General features: G+C 37.4%; 26 protein-coding genes. 6 read left to right on the top strand and 20 right to left on the bottom strand.

Annotation, left to right across the window (positions count from 1 at the left end):
• Positions 1 to 25 precede the first annotated feature (25 nt).
• Positions 26 to 814 (bottom strand): flagellar basal-body rod protein FlgG, encoded by a 789-nt coding sequence (gene flgG, locus G6W45_RS07780; protein WP_021091447.1) that lies wholly within the window; start codon positions 812 to 814, stop codon positions 26 to 28.
• Between the two features lie 15 nt (positions 815 to 829).
• On the bottom strand, positions 830 to 1,639 hold the full coding sequence (locus tag G6W45_RS07775; protein ID WP_194168098.1) for a flagellar hook-basal body protein: 810 nt from the start codon (positions 1,637 to 1,639) through the stop codon (positions 830 to 832).
• Positions 1,640 to 1,787: 148 nt separating this feature from the next.
• On the opposite strand from G6W45_RS07775, the gene rpoD reads away from it, so the two are divergent.
• Positions 1,788 to 3,644 (top strand): RNA polymerase sigma factor RpoD, encoded by a 1,857-nt coding sequence (rpoD, locus tag G6W45_RS07770; RefSeq protein ID WP_085658291.1) that lies wholly within the window; start codon positions 1,788 to 1,790, stop codon positions 3,642 to 3,644.
• Positions 3,645 to 3,874: 230 nt separating this feature from the next.
• Here rpoD and G6W45_RS07765 read toward each other — a convergent pair whose 3' ends face one another.
• The 7 genes from G6W45_RS07765 to G6W45_RS07735 form a co-directional block, all read right to left on the bottom strand.
• Positions 3,875 to 4,630 (bottom strand): flagellin, encoded by a 756-nt coding sequence (locus tag G6W45_RS07765; protein ID WP_194168097.1) that lies wholly within the window; start codon positions 4,628 to 4,630, stop codon positions 3,875 to 3,877.
• Between the two features lie 84 nt (positions 4,631 to 4,714).
• The gene (hisD, locus tag G6W45_RS07760; RefSeq protein WP_194168096.1) at positions 4,715 to 6,007 is read right to left on the bottom strand and encodes a histidinol dehydrogenase; all 1,293 of its coding nucleotides are present in this window, start codon (positions 6,005 to 6,007) and stop codon (positions 4,715 to 4,717) included.
• Positions 6,004 to 6,855 carry a pyridoxal-phosphate dependent enzyme gene (locus G6W45_RS07755; protein ID WP_103560643.1) on the bottom strand — a complete coding sequence of 284 codons (852 nt, stop codon included), beginning with the start codon at positions 6,853 to 6,855 and terminating at the stop codon, positions 6,004 to 6,006. The genes hisD and G6W45_RS07755 overlap by 4 nt, the downstream gene beginning before the upstream one ends.
• Positions 6,848 to 7,939 (bottom strand): OmpA family protein, encoded by a 1,092-nt coding sequence (locus G6W45_RS07750; protein WP_103560642.1) that lies wholly within the window; start codon positions 7,937 to 7,939, stop codon positions 6,848 to 6,850. Before G6W45_RS07750 ends, G6W45_RS07755 begins: the two co-directional genes overlap by 8 nt.
• A complete protein-coding gene (locus tag G6W45_RS07745) occupies positions 7,936 to 9,249 on the bottom strand; it encodes a MotA/TolQ/ExbB proton channel family protein (protein WP_103560641.1) in 1,314 nt (437 codons plus the stop codon). The genes G6W45_RS07750 and G6W45_RS07745 overlap by 4 nt, the downstream gene beginning before the upstream one ends.
• A 4-nt stretch (positions 9,250 to 9,253) precedes the next feature.
• The gene (gene fbaA / locus G6W45_RS07740) at positions 9,254 to 10,318 is read right to left on the bottom strand and encodes a class II fructose-bisphosphate aldolase (protein ID WP_021092185.1); all 1,065 of its coding nucleotides are present in this window, start codon (positions 10,316 to 10,318) and stop codon (positions 9,254 to 9,256) included.
• 15 nt (positions 10,319 to 10,333) lie between these two features.
• Positions 10,334 to 11,152 carry a peptidylprolyl isomerase gene (locus G6W45_RS07735; protein ID WP_194168095.1) on the bottom strand — a complete coding sequence of 273 codons (819 nt, stop codon included), beginning with the start codon at positions 11,150 to 11,152 and terminating at the stop codon, positions 10,334 to 10,336.
• A 95-nt stretch (positions 11,153 to 11,247) separates the two neighbouring features.
• Between G6W45_RS07735 and nth the strand changes: the two genes are divergently transcribed.
• Positions 11,248 to 11,880, top strand: a complete 633-nt coding sequence (gene nth, locus G6W45_RS07730) for an endonuclease III (protein ID WP_021091542.1) — start codon at positions 11,248 to 11,250, stop codon at positions 11,878 to 11,880.
• On the opposite strand, the gene G6W45_RS07725 is transcribed toward nth, so the two are convergent.
• On the bottom strand, positions 11,873 to 13,603 hold the full coding sequence (locus G6W45_RS07725) for a protein-disulfide reductase DsbD (protein WP_194168094.1): 1,731 nt from the start codon (positions 13,601 to 13,603) through the stop codon (positions 11,873 to 11,875). The two genes, nth and G6W45_RS07725, sit on opposite strands and share 8 nt — an antisense overlap.
• A 105-nt stretch (positions 13,604 to 13,708) precedes the next feature.
• Between G6W45_RS07725 and ppk2 the strand changes: the two genes are divergently transcribed.
• Entirely contained in the window at positions 13,709 to 14,518 is an 810-nt protein-coding gene (gene ppk2 / locus G6W45_RS07720; protein ID WP_021091543.1) for a polyphosphate kinase 2, read from the top strand.
• A gap of 51 nt (positions 14,519 to 14,569) precedes the next feature.
• Here ppk2 and G6W45_RS07715 read toward each other — a convergent pair whose 3' ends face one another.
• The 4 genes from G6W45_RS07715 to G6W45_RS07700 all read right to left on the bottom strand — a co-directional run bounded on the left by G6W45_RS07715 (position 14,570) and on the right by G6W45_RS07700 (position 18,371).
• Positions 14,570 to 15,001, bottom strand: coding sequence for a trehalose-6-phosphate synthase (locus tag G6W45_RS07715; protein ID WP_194168093.1), 432 nt, complete (start codon positions 14,999 to 15,001; stop codon positions 14,570 to 14,572).
• A 126-nt stretch (positions 15,002 to 15,127) separates the two neighbouring features.
• Entirely contained in the window at positions 15,128 to 17,002 is a 1,875-nt protein-coding gene (dnaK, locus tag G6W45_RS07710; RefSeq protein ID WP_103579493.1) for a molecular chaperone DnaK, read from the bottom strand.
• A 35-nt stretch (positions 17,003 to 17,037) separates the two neighbouring features.
• Positions 17,038 to 17,580 (bottom strand): nucleotide exchange factor GrpE, encoded by a 543-nt coding sequence (grpE, locus tag G6W45_RS07705; protein ID WP_107953211.1) that lies wholly within the window; start codon positions 17,578 to 17,580, stop codon positions 17,038 to 17,040.
• Positions 17,577 to 18,371, bottom strand: a complete 795-nt coding sequence (locus tag G6W45_RS07700) for an HrcA family transcriptional regulator (protein WP_107953277.1) — start codon at positions 18,369 to 18,371, stop codon at positions 17,577 to 17,579. Before G6W45_RS07700 ends, grpE begins: the two co-directional genes overlap by 4 nt.
• Positions 18,372 to 18,719: 348 nt before the next feature.
• Between G6W45_RS07700 and G6W45_RS07695 the strand changes: the two genes are divergently transcribed.
• Both G6W45_RS07695 and G6W45_RS07690 read left to right on the top strand, forming a co-directional pair.
• A complete protein-coding gene (locus tag G6W45_RS07695; protein WP_072594609.1) occupies positions 18,720 to 18,965 on the top strand; it encodes a helix-turn-helix domain-containing protein in 246 nt (81 codons plus the stop codon).
• Positions 18,966 to 19,139, top strand: a complete 174-nt coding sequence (locus tag G6W45_RS07690) for a hypothetical protein (protein ID WP_021091517.1) — start codon at positions 18,966 to 18,968, stop codon at positions 19,137 to 19,139.
• Between the two features lie 105 nt (positions 19,140 to 19,244).
• On the opposite strand, the gene kdsB is transcribed toward G6W45_RS07690, so the two are convergent.
• From kdsB to G6W45_RS07660, 6 genes are read right to left on the bottom strand one after another with little or no spacing between them, the layout of a single operon-like run.
• Positions 19,245 to 19,958: a 3-deoxy-manno-octulosonate cytidylyltransferase gene (kdsB, locus tag G6W45_RS07685; protein ID WP_194168092.1), complete on the bottom strand. Its 714-nt coding sequence runs from the start codon at positions 19,956 to 19,958 to the stop codon at positions 19,245 to 19,247.
• On the bottom strand, positions 19,955 to 21,418 hold the full coding sequence (gene thrC / locus G6W45_RS07680) for a threonine synthase (RefSeq protein ID WP_194168091.1): 1,464 nt from the start codon (positions 21,416 to 21,418) through the stop codon (positions 19,955 to 19,957). The genes kdsB and thrC overlap by 4 nt, the downstream gene beginning before the upstream one ends.
• Entirely contained in the window at positions 21,415 to 21,729 is a 315-nt protein-coding gene (gene cutA / locus G6W45_RS10110; protein WP_194168090.1) for a divalent cation tolerance protein CutA, read from the bottom strand. Before cutA ends, thrC begins: the two co-directional genes overlap by 4 nt.
• A 50-nt stretch (positions 21,730 to 21,779) precedes the next feature.
• Positions 21,780 to 22,700, bottom strand: coding sequence for a tetraacyldisaccharide 4'-kinase (locus G6W45_RS07670; RefSeq protein ID WP_194168089.1), 921 nt, complete (start codon positions 22,698 to 22,700; stop codon positions 21,780 to 21,782).
• A complete protein-coding gene (locus G6W45_RS07665; RefSeq protein ID WP_194168088.1) occupies positions 22,693 to 23,823 on the bottom strand; it encodes a DegT/DnrJ/EryC1/StrS family aminotransferase in 1,131 nt (376 codons plus the stop codon). Before G6W45_RS07665 ends, G6W45_RS07670 begins: the two co-directional genes overlap by 8 nt.
• Before the next feature lie 10 nt (positions 23,824 to 23,833).
• A complete protein-coding gene (locus G6W45_RS07660; protein ID WP_194168087.1) occupies positions 23,834 to 24,571 on the bottom strand; it encodes an NAD+ synthase in 738 nt (245 codons plus the stop codon).
• Between the two features lie 120 nt (positions 24,572 to 24,691).
• On the opposite strand from G6W45_RS07660, the gene G6W45_RS07655 reads away from it, so the two are divergent.
• Positions 24,692 to 25,294 carry an MBL fold metallo-hydrolase gene (locus G6W45_RS07655; RefSeq protein ID WP_194168086.1) on the top strand — a complete coding sequence of 201 codons (603 nt, stop codon included), beginning with the start codon at positions 24,692 to 24,694 and terminating at the stop codon, positions 25,292 to 25,294.
• Positions 25,295 to 25,388 lie beyond the last annotated feature (94 nt).

The following is a 25,388-nucleotide window of genomic DNA, read 5'->3' as shown; positions in this document are numbered from 1 at the left end:
ATGATTAGAGTCGCGTTCATACTACCTACCTTTTAAGCCCATTTACTATTTCAAGCATCGAATCGCTCGTAGTTATCGCCTTTGAGTTTGCCTCGTATGCGCGCTGACCAGTGATAAGATCGGTCATCTCTTCAACCAACTGAACGTTACTCATCTCGACAAATCCTTGTCTGATCGTACCAAGTCCGTCAAGTCCTGCCACGCCTACCACAACATTACCGCTAGCGCTTGTTTCTAGATAGTTGTTATCGCCCATTGAGTGAAGGCCAGCTGGGTTTATGAAATTTGCTAGCTCGATCTGGCCTATCTGAGCCATCTCTCTCTCGCCTGCTTGGAGCACTGATACGGTGCCATCTGTGCCGATAGAAATTTGCGTCGCATTCGCAGGCACGGTAATCTGAGGGATGAGCTGATAGCCATCGCTATTTACAATAGTGCCGTTTGCATCAAGTTTAAATGCGCCATTTCTAGTATAAGCCGTAGTACCATCAGGGAGTTGAATCTGAAAAAATCCATTGCCCGCTATTACCATATCTAGGTTGTTGCTAGTCTCTTTGAAATAGCCCTGAGAGAAAATTTTATTTATCGCCGTTGGGCGCACACCAAGACCCACTTCGATGCCTGTTGGGCTTGTGGTAGTCTGGCTTGTTGCCGTACCTGCATACTCCATGACTTGATACATAAGATCAGCAAATTCAGCCCTATTTTTCTTGTATCCATAAGTATTTACGTTTGCGATGTTGTGTGAGGTTACGTCTATCTGCGTCTGCTGAGCTATCATACCAGTGGCCGCAGTGTAAAGTGATCTCATCATAGTTTTATCCTTTTATTAAGCTTTTAGGGCTAGTTTTTGAACAGCATCTTGGTTAAGATCGTTCATGTGGCTTGTCATAACCTTTTGATACATATCAACTAGGCGCTGGGTTTCTATAAGACCCACCATTTCTAAAACTGGGTTTACGTTTGACATCTGAGCATATCCTTGCATCACGCTATCAGCTTCTTCAAGCTCCGTGATGTCGTCAAAATTTCTACTCTCAAAGAGATTATCTCCAATCTTTTTTAGATCTCTTATCTCTCTTGGCTGAGCAATAAAAAATTTAGAAAATTGATTGTTATTTGAGTATAAATTTCCATTTTTATCGGCAGTTAGCACCTCGCCTTGTGGCACTTGGATACCTCTTTGGCCAGGATTTTGTGCCTCGTAACCACTTGGCAGCACCTTATAGCCCTCTTTTGTGACGATGTAGCCATCACCATCAAGGCTAAAAGAGCCGTTTTTGCTAAGTTTTACGCCATTTGGGGTATCAACTAAGAAAAATGCGTCATCTCTTTTTATCGCAAAGTCAAGCGTGTTTGAGCTGTATTTAAAGCCACCAGCGCTAAAGTCGGTGTATTCTTCACTTACTTGTGGCACGCGGTCAAGCGTTCTATTTAAAAATTTAGCTCCATCTTTTGTGTGATTTTTAAGAGGAAGCTCATCTTGTGTCTCTTTAAAAATTCTCGCAAAGTCACCAATAGCTACGTCATTTCGCTTGTAGCCGATCGTATTTACATTTGCAAGGTTATTTGAGATCACATTTAGTCTGTTAAACTGCGTTACCATGCCAGCAGTGGCTTGATAATAACCATTTTGCATAAATTTTCCTAATCAAAATTTGATTTTTATAGCTACTAAGCAATCATCGTTCCAACTCTGTTTTTATACACATTTACAAAATTTGGGTATAATCCACTTTCTTTTAAACAACACTTAAATCACAATTAGACGATTCGAAAGGAAATTTATGAGCGCCGCAAAAGACTCTTTTTCTCAAATAGAAGAGCTTTTTGCTGAAAATGCAAAAGGCTTTTTGACATACGAAAAATTAGTAAAATTATTAGACAAAGCTCCGACTGCTACGATAGTAAAAAAGATAGAACAACTAGCAAAAACAAACAAAGTCCAGCTCATCACATCTGCTGAGGCCGCAAAGCTTAGAAATTTAGCTGATGCTAAAAAGCGTCAAGAAAACGCTCAAAAAAGTGATCAAGATATCGACGAGGATCTCGATCTTTCAGGCGAAAGTGACCTTTTAGAGTGGTCAAGATCTGATAGTCCTGTCAGGATGTATCTAAGAGAGATGGGTCAGATCGCGCTTCTTACAAAAGATGAGGAAGTTGAGATCAGCAAAAGGATTGAGCTTGGCGAAGATATCATTATCGATGCATTTTGTTCTGTGCCATTTTTGATCGATTTCATACTTGACTATAAAGAGCCACTTATCAACAGAGAACGCCGTGTAAAAGAGCTTTTTAAGAGCTTTGAGGACGAGAGTGAAAACGAAGAGAATGAAGACAGCGAAGACGATATAGACGAGGAAGATGAAGAAAACGAAGAGAACGAAACTCCTAAAAAATCAGCCAAAAACGATAAACGCGCTGAAAAAGTTATAGAGAGTTTCAAGGCCCTCGAAAAGGCAAAAAAAGAGTGGCTAAAGACTGCAAACAAACAAGATAAAGTTGAGAGCGATGACACAGCTTCAAAGATGACTCTTGCATTTAAAAAGAAAATTTTAAAAGAGAAGCTAATGGATCTTGGCCCAACAAGTAAGCTAATCAGCGAAATCGTAAAATCAATGGAGACAGCGCTAAAAAGTGATGATGAATTTGACAGAGAGCTAAAACGCTTGGAGTATCGCTTACCGATGTTTAGTGACGAGCTTAAGAAAAATCATAAAAGCATACTAAAAGATATCATCAAGCTTAGTAAAGAAGAGATCGCAGCTCGTGTGCCAGAAGCTACAATGGTCTCAACTTATGTCGAGATCAAAAAGCTATTTACTACAAAAGAGGCGAGCAAACAAGGTTTTGATCTTGAGCCAACAAGGCTAAAAGAAATTTTAGAGCAGATCAAGCGTGGAAAGAAAATTTCTGACGAGGCAAAAGCTAGAATGGCTAAATCGAACCTCCGTCTAGTTGTAAGTATCGCAAAACGCTATACAAACAGGGGTTTGCCATTTTTGGATCTCATCCAAGAGGGTAACATCGGCCTTATGAAGGCGGTTGATAAATTTGAATATAGAAAAGGCTATAAATTTTCAACCTACGCCACATGGTGGATCCGCCAGGCTATTTCGCGTGCGATCGCCGATCAGGCAAGGACGATTAGGATACCTATCCACATGATAGAGACGATAAATCGTATCAACAAAATCAACCGCAAATACCTCCAAGAAGAGGGAAAAGAGCCTGATGTAAGCGTTATCGCAAAAGAGGTTGGGCTAAGCGTTGATAAGGTAAAACAAGTCATCAAGATTACAAAAGAACCTATCAGCCTCGAAGCTCCGATCGCAAACGAAGAAGACGGTAAATTTGGAGATTTTGTTGAGGACAAAAGCTCACTTTCTCCGATAGAGCAAATTTTAAAAAGTGACCTTAGAGAGCAAATTGACGATGTGCTTTCGCAGCTAAATGAGCGTGAAAAAGCGGTTATTTCGATGAGATTTGGTTTGCTTGAAGATGAGAGCGACCGCACACTTGAAGAGATCGGAAAGGCCCTAAATGTCACCCGTGAGCGTGTCCGCCAGATAGAAAGCTCAGCTATCAAAAAACTAAAACACCCAAAAGTCGGTAGAAAACTTAAAAACTACATTGAGGGCTAAAAAGCCCTTTTCTTTTGGATATTTTCCTTAAGACTTTCTCTTTAGCTTTATAAAATTTAAAATTTTTTTAGCAATAAATTTCACTAACAATCTACATTGATTTTATTATTGAAAGATTAGATTCAGCCCTCATTTAGCCATTAAACCAACTTAAAAATATAAAAAACTTAATATTTTTTAAAGAATAAAGTTAGATAAAAAGAATTTACCGGCACAAGACCGGTAAAAATTTATTCAGCTAGAAGTTTATCTAGTTTTGCAGCTAAACTCGTAGTATCATGAGCTTTAGCTAAGCTCGTAGCATGTAGCTTTAAATTTGCTTGTAAATTTTCTTCCAAGCTCTTTGCTATGTCACTACTATCAAGATTCTCTATACTATTAGTATTTTCCACACTTCTTGCTGCTAGAGCATTTATACCTCTAAATACAGCATTTTGTGTTGATCCGATCTCTGAACGAAGTGAATTTATATTTTTTAAAATTTCACCTGTGTTTGAGCCGTCATCTTTGACATTTAAAAGAGCATTTGTGCCCAAATTTATATTTTTTGTACTCTCACCTGTGAAAAATCCAAGCTCAGCATCAAATACGTTTTTACCGTTAAATTTAGCCTCTTTTACGCTATCATTCATAGCATTTCTTAGTGCGTTGATTTCGCCCTTTATGCCTTTTTGTTCATTTGCTGAGAGAGTAGGATTTGTAAGCTTACTTGAAAGTTCACCTATTCTATCCGTACTTTTACTTAAATTTAAAAGCGTTGAGTCAGCGATTTGAAGCATACCGATCATATCGTTTGCATTTGCCAAACCTTCGTTCAAGACATTTGTTTGTGAAAGCAAACTCTCTGCGATTTGTAAATTTGCACCTGAAGCTTTGATCTCGCTGTTTGCAGAGATAGCATTTAGCGCTTTCTTCTCGCTATTTTTTGCTTGATCTAAATAATAGTTTCCTGAAGCCTGGTTTGCAGTATAAGTTCCTAACTTCATAACAACTCCTTTTTAATAATTCGCTATGGATTCTACTATAAATTCTATAAAAAGTTGCAAAATCTCTATAAAATCCATTTTTCTTTACTCTTCTAGCCTCACTGCAACTGATTTTTTATGAGCGGTTAGCCCTTCAGCTTCAGCTAGCTGCATGCACGATTTGCCAAGATGTATGATACCTTTTCTACTCACTGAAATGATCGAACTTCGCTTCATGAAATTTTCAACTCCAAGCGGCGAGTAAAATCTCGCACTTCCGCCAGTTGGCAATGTGTGATTTGGTCCAGCGATATAATCCCCCATCGCTTCAGGCGTAAAGTGTCCAAAAAATATAGCACCCGCATGAGTCACATCATCAATATAACTTAAAGCATCGTTTGTAGCGATCTCTAGGTGCTCAACAGCAAGCTCATTCATGAGAGCAAAACACTCTTTTAGATCTTTTGCCACTATTATTGCAGCTTTATTTCTTATACTTGCACTTGCGATTGGTTCACGTTTTAGTGTCTTTAGCTCATCTTCGATGTGTCTTTGCACCGCTCTTGCGAAAGCTTCTACTGGCGTTATCAAAAAGGCGCTTGCGATCTCGTCGTGCTCGGCTTGTGAGAGCATATCGATAGCTATGTGGCGAGGATCAGCACTATCATCAGCGATAACGCCTATCTCGCTTGGACCAGCGATCATATCGATATTTACGTCGCCATAAACTAGCTTTTTAGCAGTCGCTACGTAGATGTTGCCAGGTCCTGTGATGACATCTACTTTTGGCACCGTTTCGGTTCCGTATGCCATCGCCGCAATGGCGCTTGCACCACCTACTTTAAAGGCTGTTTTTAGGCCACAAAGGTGCATTGCCGCAAGAAGTAAGGTATTTACCTTGCCATTTGGCGCTGGAGTGCACACTACGATCTCTTTTACTCCAGCTACGATCGCTGGGATCGCATTCATAAGAAGTGAGCTAGGATATGCCGCCTTACCACCTGGGATATAAAGGCCAGCGCGGTCAACTGCTGTGTATTTTGCACCAAGCAAGATATCATGCTCATCTTTATATGTCCAATCGCTTGGCTTTGTGCGCTCGTGATAGCTTTTTATCCTATCGTGAGCTAAATTTAAAGCTACTCTTAGGGCGTTATCTAGTGAATTATAGGCAGCTTCCATCTCTTTTACATCGATTATTATGTCGCTTTTACTTGCAACGCTAAATTTATCAAATTTAGCTATCTGCGCAAAAAGTGCACTATCGCCATCTTTTCTTATCTCATCTATTATTCCAGCAACCACCGGCATTACGGCACTCATGTCATTATCACTTCGTTTAACAAGCTGTAAAAATTTACTCTCAAAATCAGCGTCACTACTATGAAAAAATTTCATTTATGCTCCTTTAATTTTAATTTTCTCTCGTATCTTTGTCTTTGTGTAATGTTACCTAAAATTCCGCCCTGGTGGATATATAAAATTTCAGCTCCAAACTTATCTAAATTTGCAAAAAGCGTGATAAAGCCAACAGGGTCATACACTAGGTCAAATTCCACGCCGCTTTTGCAAACCTCTAGCCAAATCTCATAAAGCTCTTTATATAAATTTCCAAAATGATACTTCTTTGGGGGATTTAAAATTTGCACCTTACTATTTTTGTCTAGCTCATAAATTTGCTTTTTTAGATAGTCGCTATCTCCTACGCAAGGAGTTGTAAAAACCCTAAGATCGGTATGCTTTGCCAGATAGCATGCACTTGTACCTGTGCCTGATGGCAAAAATATATCGGGCCTTATGCCGCTTTTTTTGCTCCACTCATTTATCTCATTTGCCTGCGTGATAAAGCCAAGCTCAGCCTCACTTTGTGCCACGCCCTCGTTTATAAAAAGTGCATTTTGGCTCTTTGCAAGCTCTTTAGCAAATTTCTCACGCTCCTCTTTCACAAAAATTTCCATACCATTTTCAAGTGCAAATTTGAAATTTCCAACTGGATCTTGCTCTAAATTTGAGCTTAGATGAGAGACGACATAGTAAAATTTAAGCCCCTTTAGCTTGGCAAAAAGACTTAGACTATACATCGCATTTGACTGGCTTGAGCCGTGAGATACGATGGCTTTGATGCCGCTAAGATCGGCCTTTAGAAAATACTCTAGCTTTCTTGCTTTATTGCCGTTAAACTTACCTAGCAGATCATCTCTTAAAAGCCAAAATTCTCGCCCTCTTAAGCAAATTTTATCAATCACCCTTAAACTCCAAAAATTTCTCTATCTCGTTGATAGCCTCTTTATTTGAGAGTGAAAATTTGATCTCGATGCGCCTTGAAGCGTCCTTGTCCTCGGCTCCGTCTTTAAAAACTAGCTCATTGTAGCTTCGTCCGCTTGCGACAAGCAGCTTTCTAAGTCGAGTATCGTCACTAAATGAATTTATAAATTCCATCACTGCGTAAGCTCTTTTTTGTGAAAGCTCTAGGTTATAAATATAGCTTCCATCGCTATCCGTAAAGCCTTCGATTATTATCTGATCGATGTTTGAGGCGATCTCTTTATCGTTTAAAAGCACGTCAAAATACTTACTAAGCGTGGCTTTTAACTCCTCTTTGACCTCTTCTTTTAGGACCGCGCTACCTTTATCAAAAAGTACTGAGGAGCTAAGCTTTAACGCACCTGAGTTTGGATCGATCTCGATGCTTGAGCCTAGCCTATCCTTTAAGGCCGAGATCACTTTTACTCTGATACCGGTTAAATTTTTTACCCTGTCACGAGTGACGTTTAAGTCCCTTAAAAGCTCGTCATATCTAGCCTCTTTTTTGCTTACTTGCTCGAGCAAAAATGCGATCTTGGCTAAATTTTTCTCACTGCTTTCGTTTGCATCACTAAGCGCTCTATCTTTTGATGAAATTTCATCATTTAGCACGATCATTTTTTGATTTAGATCAAAAATGCTAGCATTTAGCTCTTTTATGCTCGCGTTCGCATCTTTGTTTTGCTCTATGAGCTGGGCTAGTTTTTCTTTTAGGGCATCTATTTGGATGACAAAAATTTCATTTGACTTTTTTAAATTTATATTTTCGTCGCTTATCTTTGAAAGCTCGCTTTTTAGGGCGTCATTTAGCTCTTCGAGGGTAAAATTCTTGCCCTGGGCGTCTTTTAAATTTGCTAAAGCTGTGATGATGGCTTGCTCTTTATTTTCAAGGGTGTTTTGAGTTAGGACGTATTTTACGACGACAGCGCCGATAAGTAGCATAAAAACAAAGAGCAGACCCGCCATCAAGTCCGCGTACGAAACCCAAAAGCTTGATTGATCTTCGTTATTTTTGTTTATTTTCATTGCACTAGATTTTCAATTTTTTCTATTACAGAATTTGCTTCTTTATCGATCTCGTCTATGTTTTTCTTAAGCTCAGCTATCAAGCTCTCACGCTCTTTTTCACGCTCCAAGCTCCTGCCCTCTTGCTCATATGCCGCCTTAAATATCGTCGCACTCTCCACGAGCGAGGCTCTAAATGCCTTTAGTGCGTCGTTTTGCTCTTTCATCAAAGAAAGAGAAAATTCTCTTAAAACCTTGTCAAAACTCTTTATAGTCTGCTCAAATTTAAGCTGGCTCTCTTTTGTGGCATTTAAATTTCTGCTAAAAATTTCACCAAGCTTTGCATGCTCGGTTAAAATTTTGACCTCCATATCTTTAAAAGCATTAGAAAATGCGCTTACTGCCTTTAGCATATCAGAGTGGATTTTTACAAATTCATCTTGTTTTAGGCTAGCTTCATTTAGCATTTTAAGGTTCGCGCTAAGCTCGGCCTTGCTTTGATTGATGATATTTTTCTCAACCTCGCAAAGCTCTTTTAGTCTGTCAAATTTTTCATTTACTTGCTCATTTAAATTTCTTACAAATTTATCGTCAAGCACCATTTTAAAGGCGTCGTGACTGTCTTTAAAGTAGCCTACACTTGCTTTCATGAAATTTGCATTTAGCTCATTTTCCTGCCAGAAAAACTCACGGCTTAGCTCTTTTTGCTCGCTGTAAAATTTCTCAAATTTACTAATGCCGATCTTTTCAAAAAACATCCACCAAAGCGCTAAAAATATGCCGTAAATCGATACATAAAACGCCGTAGCCACGCCGTTTAGCAGTATAGCGATCTCTTTTTCAAGGCCGTTTGCAGTACTTGAGCTAAAGCTTGGCATCGAGATAGCAATACTGATAAATGTGCCCAAAATTCCAAGCATAGGAAAGACTGCTTGGCCGATGTTTGCTAGGTTGTCATTTCTAAAATTTCTTGTATAACTCTCGAAAAAATCTTCAAATTTAGCGTTTGCCTTTTTGACGCTTGAAATTTCAAAGAGATGCGAGATAATAAATTCTTTTAGCCTTATCTTGTACTCTTTGGCATTTGCTAAGAAATTTGAGTAAGCTACCAAGGCGCTGTGGCGTGAAAAGATAAAAGCGACAAAGAGTATAACGCCCATCATCACGATGGTGTGAAGCTTCATCTGAAAATTTATAACGCCAAGATACGCTAGTATCGCCAAGATGTAGATAGCTAAAGGGATAAAGATAACTTTAAAAAAGACAAAGAAAGAGTGAGCTTGGCGCTCTTTTGGCACGCTTAGCTCACTAAAATCATTTTGATTTTGCATAGGATTAGTTCCTATTTAGGCAGTTTAAGTCGCTAAAAGCAGTCTGAAGACGCTTAACCATGCTCTCCTCGCCACTTCTTAGCCATTTCCTTGGATCGTAGTATTTTTTATTTGGCTTATCTTCGCCCTCTGGATTGCCGATCTGACCTTGCAAGTATGCTCTATTTTTAGCCTCATACTCACGCACACCGTCCCAAAATGCCCACTGAGTATCGGTGTCAATGTTCATCTTAATAACGCCGTAACTTACAGCATTTTTGATATCTTTTAGCTCGCTGCCACTTCCGCCGTGAAATACAAAATTTACTGGCTTATCGCTTTTTGTGTTAAATTTCTTAGCGACATAGGCTTGTGAGTTTTTAAGAATTTCTGGTCTTAGCACGACATTGCCTGGTTTATAGACACCATGGACGTTGCCAAAACTAGCTGCGATGCTAAATTTATCGCTTATCTTACTTAGTCTTTCATAAGCAAGCGCGACGTCCTCTGGCTGAGTGTAAAGAAGTGCGTTATCAACGCTTGTGTTATCTACGCCATCTTCTTCGCCTCCAGTGACGCCTAGCTCGATTTCTAAGCTGATGCCAAGCTCGCTAAGCTCTTTTAGATACTTCTCGCACGTGCTTAAATTTTCGTTGATATTCTCTTCACTAAGATCAAGCATGTGAGAGCTAAAAAGTGGCACACCGTGAGTTTTTTTATACTCATGGCTTGCTTTTACTAGCTCATCTATCCAAGGCAAAAGCTTTCTAGCGGCATGGTCAGTGTGTAAAATGACTGGTACACCGTAAGCCTTGGCAAGCAAATGAACATGCTTTGCTCCAGCGATCGCACCAAGAACGGCAGCGTTTTCGCAGGCTTTACCAGCGTAAAAACCTGCACCGCCATTACTAAACTGAACGATAACAGGCGAGTTAGCAACCTTTGCCGCTTCTAAAACAGCATTTACTGAGTCGCTGCCTACGACATTTACAGCAGGTATTGCAAAACCTTGCTCTTTGGCATAAGCATAAAGTTTTGTTACATCATCTCCGCTTAAAACACCAGGTTTTACGATATCTAAAACGCCCATTTTATCCTCCAAATTTTACTTATATTCTATCTTTGCTTTTTGGCGTAGAGCTTCACTTTTTTGTCTAACAGCAGCTTGGAATTTCTCCATTTTAACAGCTTGCTCGATCTCTGGTTTTGCTTGTTCAAAGCTTACAGTGCCAGCAGCTTTGCCATCTTCTTTCAAAATAACATGGTAACCAAACTGAGTTTTAACTGGCTTAGTTGAAACTGTGCCATTAGCCATTGAAAATGCTGCGTCTGCAAAAGGTTTTACCATTTGGCTTTGACCAAACCAGCCAAGCGCGCCACCATGTGCTGCTGAGCCTTTGTCGATTGATTTTTGGCTTGCTAGCTCTGCAAATTTCTTTGTTAGCGCCTCACCTTTTAAATTTTTAAGTTGAGCGATGATGTCGTTTGCTGTTTTTTCATCTTCAACTAGGATATGCCTTGCTTTTGCTTGAGCTGGTTGGTTCATGCTAGCTTTGTTTTTGTTGTAAAAATCTTTTAGCTCATTATCACTTACTTTTATGCCGTCAAAAAGCTTTCTCATATAAAGCTCAACTGCGATACCTTCTTGCGCTGCTTTTACAGCTTTGATGTACTCTACATCTTTTTCGATACCGCTTGACTTAGCATCTTTTAAAAGAAGTTTTCTATTTATTAGATCGTCGATTATACGTTTTTTCTCATTTGGTTGAAGCTTACTAGCGTCAAATCCTGGCATAGCTGCTGATAAAAGGCTTGAAATATCGCTATCGCTTATAGCATCACCATCAACTGTTGCAACTACTGCTGCATTTAGAGTAACAGCCGCTGCTAAACTTAAAACTGCTGGAAACAAAAATTTTTTCATATAAATCCTTTAAAAAATTGATTTTATGGGCAAGATTATATCAAATAAAGCGATAACTTTTCATTTAACTTAAGAAAATAAGGTAAAATACGAAAATGAGAACAAAAAAAGATATTTTAGAGATAAAAAGAAGACTTCTAGAAGAGTTTAAAGACGCTAAAAGCGAGCTTAAATTTAGAAATTTGTATGAGCTACTTGTCTGTGTCATGCTCTCAGCCCAGTGCACTGATAAAAGAGTAAATTTAATAACTCCGGCTTTATTTGAAGCGTATAAAGATGTCTATGAGCTAGCTAGTGCAAATTTAGCCAGCTTAAAACTTATGATAAACTCATGCAGCTTTTTTAACAACAAAGCAGTAAATTTGATCAAAATGGCAAACAGCGTGGTTGAGCTCTATAACGGAGAAATTCCACTTGATGAAGAGAAGCTAAAAGCCCTTGCTGGAGTTGGGCAAAAGACCGCTCACGTAGTGCTTTTAGAGGCTACAAATGCAAATGTAATGGCCGTTGATACGCACGTTTTTAGAGTGGCGCACAGACTTGATCTTAGCCATGCAAAAACGCCAGAAGCTACTGAAGCTGATCTTAGCCATGCCTTTAAAACAGATCTTGGCAAGCTTCATCAAGCCATGGTGCTCTTTGGACGTTACACCTGTAAAGCCAAAAAGCCGCTTTGCCATGAGTGTATCTTAAATGATCTTTGTAACAGCAAGGACAAGATTATTTAATTTTTTCAAGCTTTGCTAGAAAATTTTTAGCATCTATAAAACCGATAGTTCTAAGAAATTTTAGCTCATCGCCACCATTAAATAACAAAAGCGCAGGCGGATCAATAAGCCCAAAATTTCTTAGCATCTCATCATTTTGTGATCCACCATTTGTTACATCGATACGAATAAGTGCAAAATTTGCCAAAGCATCTATAACATCACTATCTTTAAAAGTGATCTTTTCTATCTCTTTGCAGCTTGCACACCAATCAGCATAAAAATCTACTAGAACGGGTTTGGTTGAGTTTTTTATTATCTCATTTAGTTCATCTAAATTTTTAACGGAATTAAATTTTAACGCACTATCACTTTTTGCCAAATTTAGTCCAGAAAGCGGAGAAAAAGCCTCCTTTGAGCCCAAAAATGAACCAACTATTAGCATAACTGAATATATAAAAACTAGGATAAAAAACGCTTTTTTAAACTTAGTCCAGCTTTGCTCTGCTACTTCAAATGCCCCAAAATAAACTGCCATAAAAACGCCTATAATGCCATATCCTAATAGCTCAAAAAATTCTCCGAGCACACGCGCAAGGATCCAAACTGCCATGATGAGCATCAAAAAACCAAAGAATTTTTTCACTTCATCCATCCAACTACCAGGTTTTGGCAAGAGCTTTCCAGAGCTTAGCCCGATAATAAGTAGTGGCACGCCCATGCCAAGCCCCATGGCAAAAAGCATAATGCCACCATAAAAGACATTTCCACTTTGGGCAATATAAAGAAGTGCGCCCGCTAATGGTGCTGCTACGCAAGGTGATATGATGAGAGCTGAGGCAAAACCCATAATAAAAATTCCAACATAGCCTGAACTATTTTGCGATTTTTTACTTATCAAATTTTCAAATTTTGCTGGCAATTTTATATCATAAAATCCAAACATGCTAAAGCTTAGAATGACAAAAATGGCTGCAAAAGCGCCAAGCACATAGATATTTTGCAAAGCTCCTGCGATGCCAAAGCCAAGCAGGCTAGCTGCAACTCCAGCTAGTGCATAAGCTAGGCTCATCGCGACAACATAGATAAATGATAGTAAAAAGCCTTTTTTTGCATTTAAATTAGCACCTTTTGAGACGATTATGCTTGAAAGTATCGGTATCATCGGAAAGACGCAAGGTGTTAGTGAAAGCAAGAGACCATAACCAAAAAAAGTAAGAAGTGAGATAAAGAAATTTTTATCTCCAAGCCCATTTGCAATATCTTGCTCGCTAGAAAATTCTTCAGCAAAGCTGTCGGCATCGTTTTTTTGCTCTTTTTTAAAAGTGGCGATGCTAAATTTTCCAGCTTGGTCAGTTATCTCATAAATTTTACTTTGCGGACGGTAGCAAATGCCGTTTTTAGCACAGCCTTGATAGTTAATGTCAAGTATTGCTTTGCCATTTGAAAGATTTTCTTTTACCAAATTTAATGGGATAAAAATCGAAAAATCTTTTGGATAAATTTCATATTCTCCCGTATTTTCACTACTTGGCAAATTTAATAGCTCATTTATCTTTTTGCCAGCTAGTTTAATCTCGAAACTCTCTTTATAAAGATAGATATTTTCACCAAAGTTAAACTTCACTTCAACATTTTGACTATCAACGCTTGGAGTTAAAACAAAGGCTTTGCTAACATCTAAAACCTCAGCAAAAAGTGAGCCCACAAATAAAATAAGCGAAAAAAGAAATTTTAAAAACATACTAATCCTTGCTAAATTAAAAAAGATGATTTTAGTCTAAATTCTTAAATTTATTCTATTTTATTGTAAAATTGTGAAAATATGTGAAATTTTAAAGGAGCAAAGATGTCAAAAGACAAAAAACACCAAAAAAGTGAGAAACTTGGCTACGAGGAAGAGCTTAGACTACTTCAAATTGAACTTTTAAAATTTCAAAATTACGTAAAAGAAAAAGGCCTTAGAGTACTCATGCTAATGGAAGGGCGCGACGCAGCCGGCAAAGGCGGAACGATAAAACGCCTAACTGAGCATCTAAATCCAAGAGGTTGCCGTATAGTAGCGCTTGCTAAGCCAAGTGATGTCGAAAAAACGCAGTGGTATTTTCAAAGATATGTGACTCATCTGCCAAGTGCTGGAGAGATCGTGATCTTTGATAGAAGCTGGTACAATAGAGCTGGCGTTGAGCCGGTAATGGGCTTTTGCACGCAAGAAGAGCATAAGGAATTTTTACGTGAAGTGCCAAAATTTGAAGAGATGATCATAAACTCTGGCATAATTTTCTTTAAAATTTATCTATCAATCACAAAAGATGAGCAGAAAAAACGCTTCAAAGAGAGGCAAAATGATCCATTAAAGCAGTTTAAAATTTCACCCGTTGATCAAAAAGCACAAGAGCTTTGGGATCAATACTCTATCGCTAAATATTCGATGCTTCTTGCTTCTCACAATAGCATTTCACCATGGGTCATTGTCTCAAGTGATAACAAAAAAGAAGCTAGGCTAAATGTCTTTAAATTTATCCTAAGTCACGTTGAATATCCAAAAAAGATAAATGACTACTTGGAATTTGACAAAAACGTCGTAAGAGATGGAAGTGAAGAGATAAAGCGCATAGAAGAAGGGCTAAATAAAGATAAGTTAAAGAGTATCGATTAGAACACTTTTAACTTCTAGCTGGCGATTTGCTTAGATTTGCTAGCTAAATTTTTAAGCCCACCACATTACTTTTGCTAAAATGACCATTATCAGGCAAAGCACTAGAGCTATTAAATGTGAAAATTTACCAAATGGATCAGGCTTTTTTAAAATAACGACATTAAAAACAGAGATAAAAGTTACAAGGCACATTACGAGTAAAACAAAAATTTTTACAAGCAGTAGCTTTTGAAAGTTGCTTTGCCACCAGCCAAGCTCACCTCCAAAATAGTCTTTTGCCATATAAGCGCCACTTATTAAAAGCAATAAAAATGCTGTGCCAAATACCTTTGCGCTGCCTTTTGTGTAGGCTTTTTTAACTATTTCAAGGGTTTTAGCATCAACCGTTTTTTTAGCAAACGGATATATGCAAACATCGAAAAATACATATCCTATAAATACAATGGCACAAATTAAATGAGTAATCAAAAAAAATAAGTACATTTTTTAGCCTTTTTGTTTGGCATTATATAAATTTTAACTATTTAAACTGCTTATTTTAAATCAATTTTAAGAATTTATGAAGATAAATTTATAAAAGAGCAAGGCAAGCGCCCTGCTCTAGGAGTTTTACTCGACTTCAGCGTCTATAACGTCGTCGTCTTTTTTATTATTTCCGCCGTTTGCTCCAGCGTTTTCATCTTTTTTATACATAGCTTCTGCTAATTTGTGGCTGGCCTTGCTTAGAGCTTCTACTTTAGCATCAATTTGCTCTTTTGAAGAATTTTCATCTTTTAAGACCTCTTTTAGATCGTTTAGTGCAGCTTCGATGTTGCTTCTATCCTCAGCTGGGACTTTCTCGCCAAGCTCGCTCATGCTCTTTTCAGTTTGATGAACTAGTGCGTCAGCTTGATTTCTAGCCTCAACTGCGTCTTTGCGTTTTTTGTCCTCTTCTTTATGAAGCTCAGCATCTTTTACCATATTGTTTATCTCTTCTTCGCTTAAGCCGCTTGATCCAGAGATAGTGATGTTTTGAGCTTTGCCAGTTGCTTTATCTTTTGCTGAAACAGTTAAAATTCCGTTTGCGTCAATGTCAAACTCAACTTCGATTTGAGGAACACCTCTTGGAGCTGCTGGGATGCCTTCGAGGTTAAAATTTCCAAGTGATTTATTATCCCTTGCAAACTCACGCTCGCCTTGTAAAACCATGATAGTAACGGCACTTTGGTTATCTTCAGCAGTTGAGAAAACTTGGCTTTTTTTAGTTGGTATGGTTGTACCTTTTTCGATGATCTTAGTCATTACGCCACCAAGTGTCTCGATACCAAGGCTAAGTGGAGTTACGTCAAGAAGTAGCACATCTTTAACGTCGCCTTTTATAACAGCGCCTTGGATAGCAGCACCGATAGCTACGACCTCATCTGGATTTACGCTCTTATTTAGCTCTTTGCCAAATGCCTTTTTAACCTCTTCTTGAACGAGTGGCACACGAGTTGAACCACCGACCATTACGACCTCTTTGATGTCACTCTTGCTTAGACCTGCATCTTTGATGACTTCATTTATCTTAGTGATAGTCTCGCCTACAAGTGAGTCGATCATACCTTCAAATTTAGCACGAGTTAGCTTTTTGACAAGGTGTTTTGGACCAGTCGCATCAGCTGTGATAAATGGTAAATTTATCTCAGTCTCTTGAGCTGAGCTTAGCTCTTTTTTAGCATTTTCAGCAGCTTCTTTTAAGCGTTGAAGCGCCATGATATCGCCTTTTAGATCGATACCATTTTCGTTTTTAAACTCGCTTACTAGCCAGTCAATTATCTTGTTATCAAAGTCATCGCCGCCCAAGAATGCGTTACCGCCAGTTGCCAAAACTTCAACGATATTATCACCAGTCTCTAGCACTGTAACGTCAAATGTACCACCACCTAGGTCGTAAACTAAAATTTTCTCAGCCTCTTTTTTATCAAGACCATAAGCAAGTGCTGCAGCTGTTGGCTCGTTGATGATACGAAGTACGTTTAGCCCTGCGATCGTTCCAGCCTCTTTTGTAGCTTTTCTTTGGCTATCGTTAAAGTATGCTGGCACTGTAATAACCGCATCTGTTACCTTTTCACCAAGGTATGCTTCAGCATCTTCTTTTAGTTTGATAAGAATTTTTGCTGAAATTTCTTGTGGAGTATAAACCTTGCCAGCGATCTCAACTGCGCATGCGCCATTTCTATCTACGACGTGATATGGCAAGCGGCTTTTTGCCTCTTCAGCATTTTTTTCATTGCTCATCAAGCCCATGATACGTTTGATAGAATATATCGTTTTTTCAGGGTTTGTAACTGCTTGACGTTTTGCAACGTCACCTACTAGAATTTCACCCTTGTCTGTGAAAGCAACAACTGATGGAGTTGTGTTTTTGCCCTCTTTGTTTGGGATAACCTTGCTCTCGCCACGCTCAAAAACGCTCACACAAGAGTTTGTTGTACCTAAGTCTATACCTATAACTTTTGACATATTTTTCCTTTTTATTAGATTTTATTTTTATAAATTTAGTTTGCTACACTGACCATAGCTGGGCGCAAAACCCTACCATTTATCATATAGCCTTTTTGCAAAGCTTGCACGATTTGACCACTCTGCTTCTCTTCGCTATCGACCCTTAAAACAGCATTATGCACGCTCGGATCAAACTCAGTGTCAGTTGGTATCTCGCTTACGCCATGCTTTTCAAAGCATTTTTTAAACTGATTTATAGTTATCAAAATACCCTCTTTGATCTTTTTGGCAAATTCATCATCCTCTGGATCAAAATTTGCAGCGATCTCAAGAGCATCTATGACTGGTAGCAAGTCCCTAGCAAATTTCTCATTTGCATAGTTTGCAACGTCCGTCTTTTCTTTTTCATAACGCTTTTTGATATTTTCAAACTCAGCATTTGCTCTATAATATTTATCAGTTATCTCCCCGAGCTCTTTTTCAAGTTTCTCAACCTTTGAAATATCGCCAAGTGCGTCCAAATTTACACTATCATTAGCTAGTTCTTGCACAGGCTCAACCTCAGGTAGGTTTTGCTCTTTTATCTCTTCGCTCACGCAGCCTCCTTTATTAGATTTATAAATTTCACATAGTCAGTATAAATACTGCCAGCACAGATCATCTCTGCTTCGTTGCCAAGATAGTTTGTACTAAATTTGAGCCCCATAAAATTTTCATCAAACATAGGAGAAAATGTAAGTTTCTCATCCATTTGTAAGCTAAAACTCGGGTCAAAAACCATCTTAAAACGTCTATCCTTAAACATATCAAAGGCTAAAATTTCATTTTCTTGGAAGTAAATTTTAGTCCTTTTAAGCTCTCTTATTTTACTTTTTAGTTCGCTTAAGCCAACTTGAGAGCAGATAAGCTCAAGCTTGTTTAAACTAACTCCAGCAAGATTACTTAAAAATTTATACATCCTAGCATCAAATTTAATAACGATCTCATCTTCGCCAAAATTTAAGATCATATACCTATTATTTAAATTTAAAATTTCTAGCAATTCATTATCGATTGTGCCAAAAATCATACAGTAAAGCTCAAATTCATAACATAACTTTTTCAGTTCTTCGGCATCATTTATCTCTAAATTTATATCACTTATAGCAAAAATTTCACTCCAATATCTTCTCATCGCAGCAATTGTTGGGATCCTACCACCACTAATGTGAAGCTTTGTGATCTCACCCTCATCTGAAAGCTTTTTGAAATAAACGCGTATCGTAGAAGCCGGAATAGCCGCGCTCATACGAGAACCAAGCTCATTTGAGCCAATAGGCATATTGTCTTGCAAATAAGCCTCGATGATAGAATTTAGTATCAAATCACGTTTATTTGTTTTACTCACTCTTAGCACTCTTTCTTTTTAATTGCTAAGCGGATTATACAACTTTAGTTTGTCAATGTCAAGTATTTAAGTTAAAATAATTTATTTATGTATTTTTAGTCTATATAACTAAGCTTTTCTAATATTAATTGCATAAGCCTTTCCGAAAATAAAATTACAAAAAAATAATTAAACAAACTTAAAAGTCTTTTATATTATCTCTACATTCTAATATTTTTATACGTTTTTACGTACTAATATAATGTTTTATAGTATAATATATAATATATTTTAATTTATTTATACGTATTACTATTATTTATATATTATTTTATGTATATTTAATAAAATAATCCGTATAATACTTTAATGATTGAAACAAGTGATATATTTAATTTGCTTCACAATGCAGTTGAGGCAAAAAATATCGGTAAGAAAATTTCACAAGCAAAAATGGCAGAAGAGCTTGGTGTACCAATGAGAACATATCAAGATTGGAGGCTTGGCAACTCAAAGCCACAAGCTGCTGCTGCAGTTTGCAAACTTCTTTGTGAGCTTGACGACGATGAAATATTATTTGTTATCAATAAGATGAGAAAGTTATTAGGAAAATAGATGGAAAATTTGACACAAAAAGAGAGAATAGACCTTGAAAGCGTGTTTGCAGCTATCTGCACTAAGAAAGAGCCTAAATTTTTAGGTTTCTATAAAGACTTTTACTCGAGTGCAATTTTAAAATTTTACGTAGTTAAAGACAGAATTAAAAAAATAAAAATCAAGAAAAATTAGTTTTATATTATTTGAGTAGAAAAATATTTTTTGCTGCATTTAAAGATTAATAATTTAGATAAATTCTCCTTAAATATTGACTTTATTTAAAGAGAATTTGCCAACTTATTTCTTACCAAATTTAGCTAGCGCTCTTTGGTAGTCCTCTTCGCTATCGATACCGATACTTTGGCTCTCAACCTCTAGCATCGCTATCTTTTTACCATTTTCTAAAGCACGAAGCTGCTCGAGCTTTTCGGTATTTTCAAGGCTTGAAGGCATAAGAGCACAAAACTCTTTTAGGCTCTTTACGCTGTATCCGTAAATGCCAAGGTGAGCCTTATAACTTTTACACTCGCTTCTGTTAAATGGTATCCTAGATCTTGAAAAATAAAGTGCATATCCCTCAAAATCAGTCACCACTTTAACTAAATTTTTATCATCCGCAAACTCATCGTCCATCTTTTTATAGCAAGAAAACATAAAGGCTTTTTCTTTATTCTGCTCGCAAAAAGCCCTAAATTTAGCGATATTTTCAGGCTCGATAAATGGCTCATCAGCCTGAACATTTATGATAATCTCACTCTCGCTTAACCCCAAAATTTGTGCTGCTTCGTTTATCCTATCAGTCCCACTTTGATGATCTTTGCAAGTTAGCACCGCTTTTATACCGTGAGCTTTGGCAATATCCAGCACACTTTGCTCATCCACAGCAACTACCACATCATCCACGCCACTTACTCTAAGAGCCGTTGCCACAAACATTGGCACGCCATTTATCTCTTTTAAAATTTTATTACTAAACCTTGTTGAAGCAAGGCGAGCTGGTATAATTATCATCGCTCGATCCATTCTAGGACGCACTTTTCGATTTCGTCCTCTTTTATGATATTTTTATGCAAAATTTTCGCACTAAATAGCGAGTTTATCGAGCTTGGCACGATGTCATTTAAGATTTTAGCAGTCTTTGCCAAAGCATCTTTTTCATCTTTTGTATCTTTGATCTGGCACGCTTTGATCATGCTTGGCGTAAATTTCACCCAGTGCGCGGTCGATGTGATGACGTTTATGCGGCCAGCATCCACCATTTTAAAGCAAGTAGCCGTATGTGGATCGATCGCGTAGCCGTCCTTTGCGAGCTTTGCGATGTATGCCTCGCATTCTTTATCGTCGCACCAGCTAGCCTCAAAGTCCTCTTTTAGCGCTTCAAGCTCTTGCTTGCTAATCTTATAAAATTTATTTTTGGCTAAGCTTTGCATGAGTTCATTTGCTCTAACGCTGCCAAATTTATCAAATAGCAAGCGCTCGACGTTTGAGCTTATTAAAATGTCCATGGCTGGGCTTATCGTCTTAACCAGCTTTTTGTCTCTTAGGTCGTAAATGCCGGTGGTAAAAAACTGCGTCAAGATGTTGTTTGCGTTTGAGGCGATCTTGATCTTGCCGATCTTTGCGCCCATTTTTTTAGCGTAATACGCCCCAAGAGCGTTGCCGAAATTTCCGCTTGGCACGATGATATCAAAGCTTTCGTTTGCCTTAAGCGCCTTTTGTTTTAGCAAATTTGCGTAAGCGTAAGCGTGGTAGATGATCTGAAAGAGAATTCTGCCAAAATTTACCGAGTTTGCCGCGCTTAGTTTAAGGCGTTTTTTCTTAAGCTCGGCCTTAAATTTATCATTTGCAAGCAGCGTTTTTAGCGCTCTTTGAGCGTCATCAAAGTCGCCTTTTATGCCAAAAACCTTTAAATTTTCACCCTGCATGGTCTGCATCTGAAGCTTTTGCACCTCGCTCGTGCCGCCATCTGGATAGAGGCAGACGACCTTGATATTTTCGTCATTAGCAAAGGTTTGAAGTGTCGCAGGGCCAGTGTCGCCGCTAGTTGCACACATGATAAGGTATTTTTCGCCTCTTCCTTTTGCTAGCTGGCTAAGCAGCGAGCCAAAAGGCTGAAGCGCCATATCCTTAAATGCCCTTGTTGGGCCGTGATATAGCTCATTTACGTATAAATTTTTATCTATTTTCTTAAAAATGACTGGGTGCTTTGGATCGTCAAAACTCGCGTATCTCTTAACCGCCTTTTTGAAAAACGCCTCTGGCACATCAAATTTAAATAGTGATATGATATAAAGTGCGAGTTTCTCGTAGCTTAATTGTGAGAGCTCTTGCCACTTTGATTTTGTTATCTTTGGAAGCTTTTTTGGCGCATAAAGTCCGCCATGAGCGGAGCTTGGGCTAAGCATGGCTGTGCTTAAATTTACATTTTTTATCTTTTCATCTTTTGCACTTCTTGTCGGTGTTAGTCTCATTTTTTACCTTTTTTGGTTGATTTTTTTATCCATTTTTCATATTTTTTAAAGACCTCTTTTGGCTTAAGTGCCAAAATTTCTGGGGTTTCGTAGCTGTGGTGCTTTCTTATAAATTTAGCTACTTTTTTAAATTTCACGTCCGTTTTTATGAGTAAAATTTGCTCTTTTTCACCAAAAAGCTTCTCTCGCCAAAGATAAATGCTTTTTGCGCTAAAGCTACTCACACAAGCTGCAAGGCTCTTTTTTACGAGCTTTTTACTTAGTTTTTTTGCCTCTTTTTTCTTTGCGACTGAGGTGATTAAAATTCTCATTTTGATCCAAATTTTCCTTTTAAAAAGTGGCTCATTATAACAAAATGGGCTTAAATTTGTCGCCCTAAAACCTTTTTAAAATCCTCGCTTAGCGTAACTTCAAGCGTTATAAGCGATACTGGTAAACCAAAATCTTTTGCCTTTACATAGTCCTTTTGCGTCATCAAAAGCGAGGTCGCACCGTAACTTTGCAAAATTTCACTCAGCTCTTCTTTTGAAAAATCGTAGTGATCAGGGAAAAAGACGCGAGCTATGCACTCATCAAAAAATGGCTTGAGGCGCTCTGGGTTTGCTATGGCCGTTACTAGAACCATTTTTTCGCTTTTATTTAAAATTTCACTCTTTCTAAAATGAGTTTGTCCTTCACTAGCGATAAAATCAGCAAATTTATAAAAGCTAAATGGATATCTATAAGCCCCGCTTGGTAAGCAAAATTTTAGTCTTGGCTCTGGATTTGGGCGCACCAAGATATCAAATTTAGCTATGTCAAATTTAGAAAATCCATCATCTAGCAAAATATACTTTGCGCCATGGGTTTTGGCATACTCTATGGCTACTTTTCTATCTTCGCTTACTATCACATTTGCGTTTTTAAGACTTGTGGCATATATCATCGCCTCATCGCCACTTGCTGCTACGTCAAGTAAAATTTCGCCATTTCGAGCGACAACTTGCATGCCCTTGCTTTTTCTTTTATAGCCTCTAAGAACGATAAAAGCACCCTCGTAATTTTTAGCAATTGCCACGCAAAGTGGAGTCTTTCCACTTCCTCCAAGGGTCAAATTTCCAACGCTTATTATCTTTATGCCAAAGTCTATTTTTCTAGCAGTAAATTTCTTAAGAACAACAATAAGAAAATAGATAAAACTTAGTGGCAAAAGTAAAAATGCTAGTAAAATTTGAAAGAAATTTGGGCGAAAGAAGTAGTCATTCGCCCAAGTATGCAAGAAAATATTTAATTTCTTAAACACGAGTTTTAGAAATTTCTTTTACTTTGTTGCAGACGTATTGCACCTCTTCATCGCTTAGACTATGATAAATAGGCAGTGACAATACTTGCTGATAATTTTTTAAAGCATTTGGAAAATCATTTACTTTAAGTGAGTATTTGTTTTTGTAATAACTTAGTAAATGTATCGGTATGTAGTGCAATGATGTGTGAATGCCGTGCTCCAAAAGTTCTCTAGCAAAGCCATCACGATTTTTATTTATCTTAATAATATACTGAGTATAAATGTGCTCGCGTTTTTTGACAGGGATTGTTATATTGTGGCACTCACCAAGCTCTTTATCATAAATTTTTGCGATCTCTTGCCTTCTTTGTATGAGTTTGTCTGTTCTTTCTAGCTGCGCAATAGAAAATGCTGCATTTATCGAGTTTATATCATACTTTAAGCCAATATCTACGACATCATAAATATAACTCAAGCTACCGAATTTATCAATGCCATTTACAAGGGCATAGTTGCGAAGTAGTTTTGCTCTTTTATAAATTTCCTCATCATTTGTCGTAAAAAATCCAACCGTTGATATAGGATTTTGTACACGCGAATGTGTTTGAAAGCACGATAAAAAGGAGTCTGAGCCAACTTTTTTGCCATTGTATGTTAGTCCCATACCGCGATTTGCATCATCTAAAATTTTTACACCGTATTTCTCACAAACCGCCGTTATCTCGTCCATCCTGGCACTTTGACCTGCGATATGAGAGATAAAAGCACATTTTAATTTTTTATGATTTTGCTCTTTTAGCACTTTCTCAAGGGCGTCTGGGCAGATGTTAAAATCTTCTTCATCAACATCCACAAAAATAGGTTCAGCATCAAAATGTCTAACAGCTTGTGCAATGCTAGGAAAAGCATTTATGGAGCAAATGACCTTGTCTCCGCGTTTAGTATCAAGCGCGCTTAGTGCTAAGTGGTGTGCGGATGCGATATTATTTGTGGTAACTACAAATTTTGCACCAAAATACTCTTTTAACTTCTCTTCAAATCTAGCAACGATATTAGTAGTATTTTCAGAGTGCAAAGCCTCCTCAATAAGCTCACTTTCACGCTCAGTGATAGTTGGTCTATAAAACGGAATCTCTCTCATCTTTAATCCTTTAAATTTTCACTATCAACGGCATTTGTCGTTTAAACCTGTTTGAAACAACTCTATTTTCTATATCCGATACTGCTTTTAATCCGAACTTTTTGATGACTTGCTCCTTGTTATTTTCTAAATTTTCTAAAATCTCATCAATAACAGCATAACTGTAACCTATGTCGCCTTCGTCACTTTGTCCATCCCACAAATCAGCCGAAGGTGCTTTGTTGATAAAATTTTTATCAACCCCAAGATGTTTTGCAAATTCAAAAATTTCACTTTTGTAAAGCTCTCCGATAGGATTTATCGCACATGCTAAATCCCCAAATATCGTACCGTATCCAAGCATAAGCTCACTTTTGTTGCTTGTTCCGATAACTAGAGCGTTTATACTAGATGAATAATCATAAAGCAAGCTCATTCTAACTCTAGCTGCTAAATTCCCTTTTCTTAAATTGCTTAAATTTACATCTATCGTTTCGTAAAAGGCATTTAAAATGCCCTCTATGGATAAAACCTTATATTTTATGTTTAGTTTTTCGCATAAATTTAAGGCATCGTCCATATTTTGTCTGTTTGATGATGCTGTTGGCATGATGAGTGCATGAGTTTCATTTGGTTTTACTCTTGCACACAAAGTCGCTACCACAGCAGAATCAATACCTCCACTAACACCCAACAACAAATTTTTATCTTTAGTTTTATCTTTTAAGCTTAAAACTAAAGTTTCTTCGATTTTTTGATACTCCTTCATTCTTCCTTTGCCTAGATTTGCTTCCTTTTGCAAAAATTATACTAAGTAAATTTAAAATTTTTCTTTAAGTTTAAGTAAAAAGATGTAAAATTTTAAGAAATAATAAATTTAAGGTAAAAAATGAGAGTAATACACAAAAGTTTTGGAGATTTTGGCACTAATTGTTACATCGTTACAAAAAATGATTCATCTTTAGTGATAGATCCAGGAGATGGGGCAAAAGAATGGGTTTTACAAAATGCCAAAAATTTAAAAGCCATCCTTTGTACTCATGGGCATTTTGATCATATTTTTGATGCTGGTAAGTTAAAAGATGAGCTAGAAATTCCAGTTTATATTAACAAATTTGATGCTTTCATGTGTGAGAGTGATATTTTTGGTTATATGAAAAATACTTTTACTCCAGATGTTTTGGTTGATAATGATGAAAATTTTAACGTTGATGATTTTTGTATTAAATTTCATCATTTTCCAGGACATACACCAGGCTGCTCGATGATAGAGATAGATGACACGATGTTTAGTGGGGATTTTTTATTTAGAGGGAGCATAGGACGCTGGGATTTTCCTTTTTCAGATAAAAATGAAATGTTAAAAAGTCTAGGAAAATGTAAAAATTTAAAAGGTAACTTCACGCTTTATCCAGGGCACGGAGAAAGTAGTACACTAAAGGCAGAGCAAAACAATATTGGTTATTGGATAGGTATAGTAAAAAATAGCTAAAAATTTCGGTGGTATTAATTTCAATTTTCAAACTTTTAAAATACACTTAATCACTATTAAAAATTTATATTTTTTATAAAGCTAAGAGTCAATC

This window comes from Campylobacter concisus (assembly GCF_015229955.1).
GTDB lineage: Bacteria > Campylobacterota > Campylobacteria > Campylobacterales > Campylobacteraceae > Campylobacter_A > Campylobacter_A concisus_AT.
This window is presented reverse-complemented; position numbering and strand designations above follow the sequence as displayed.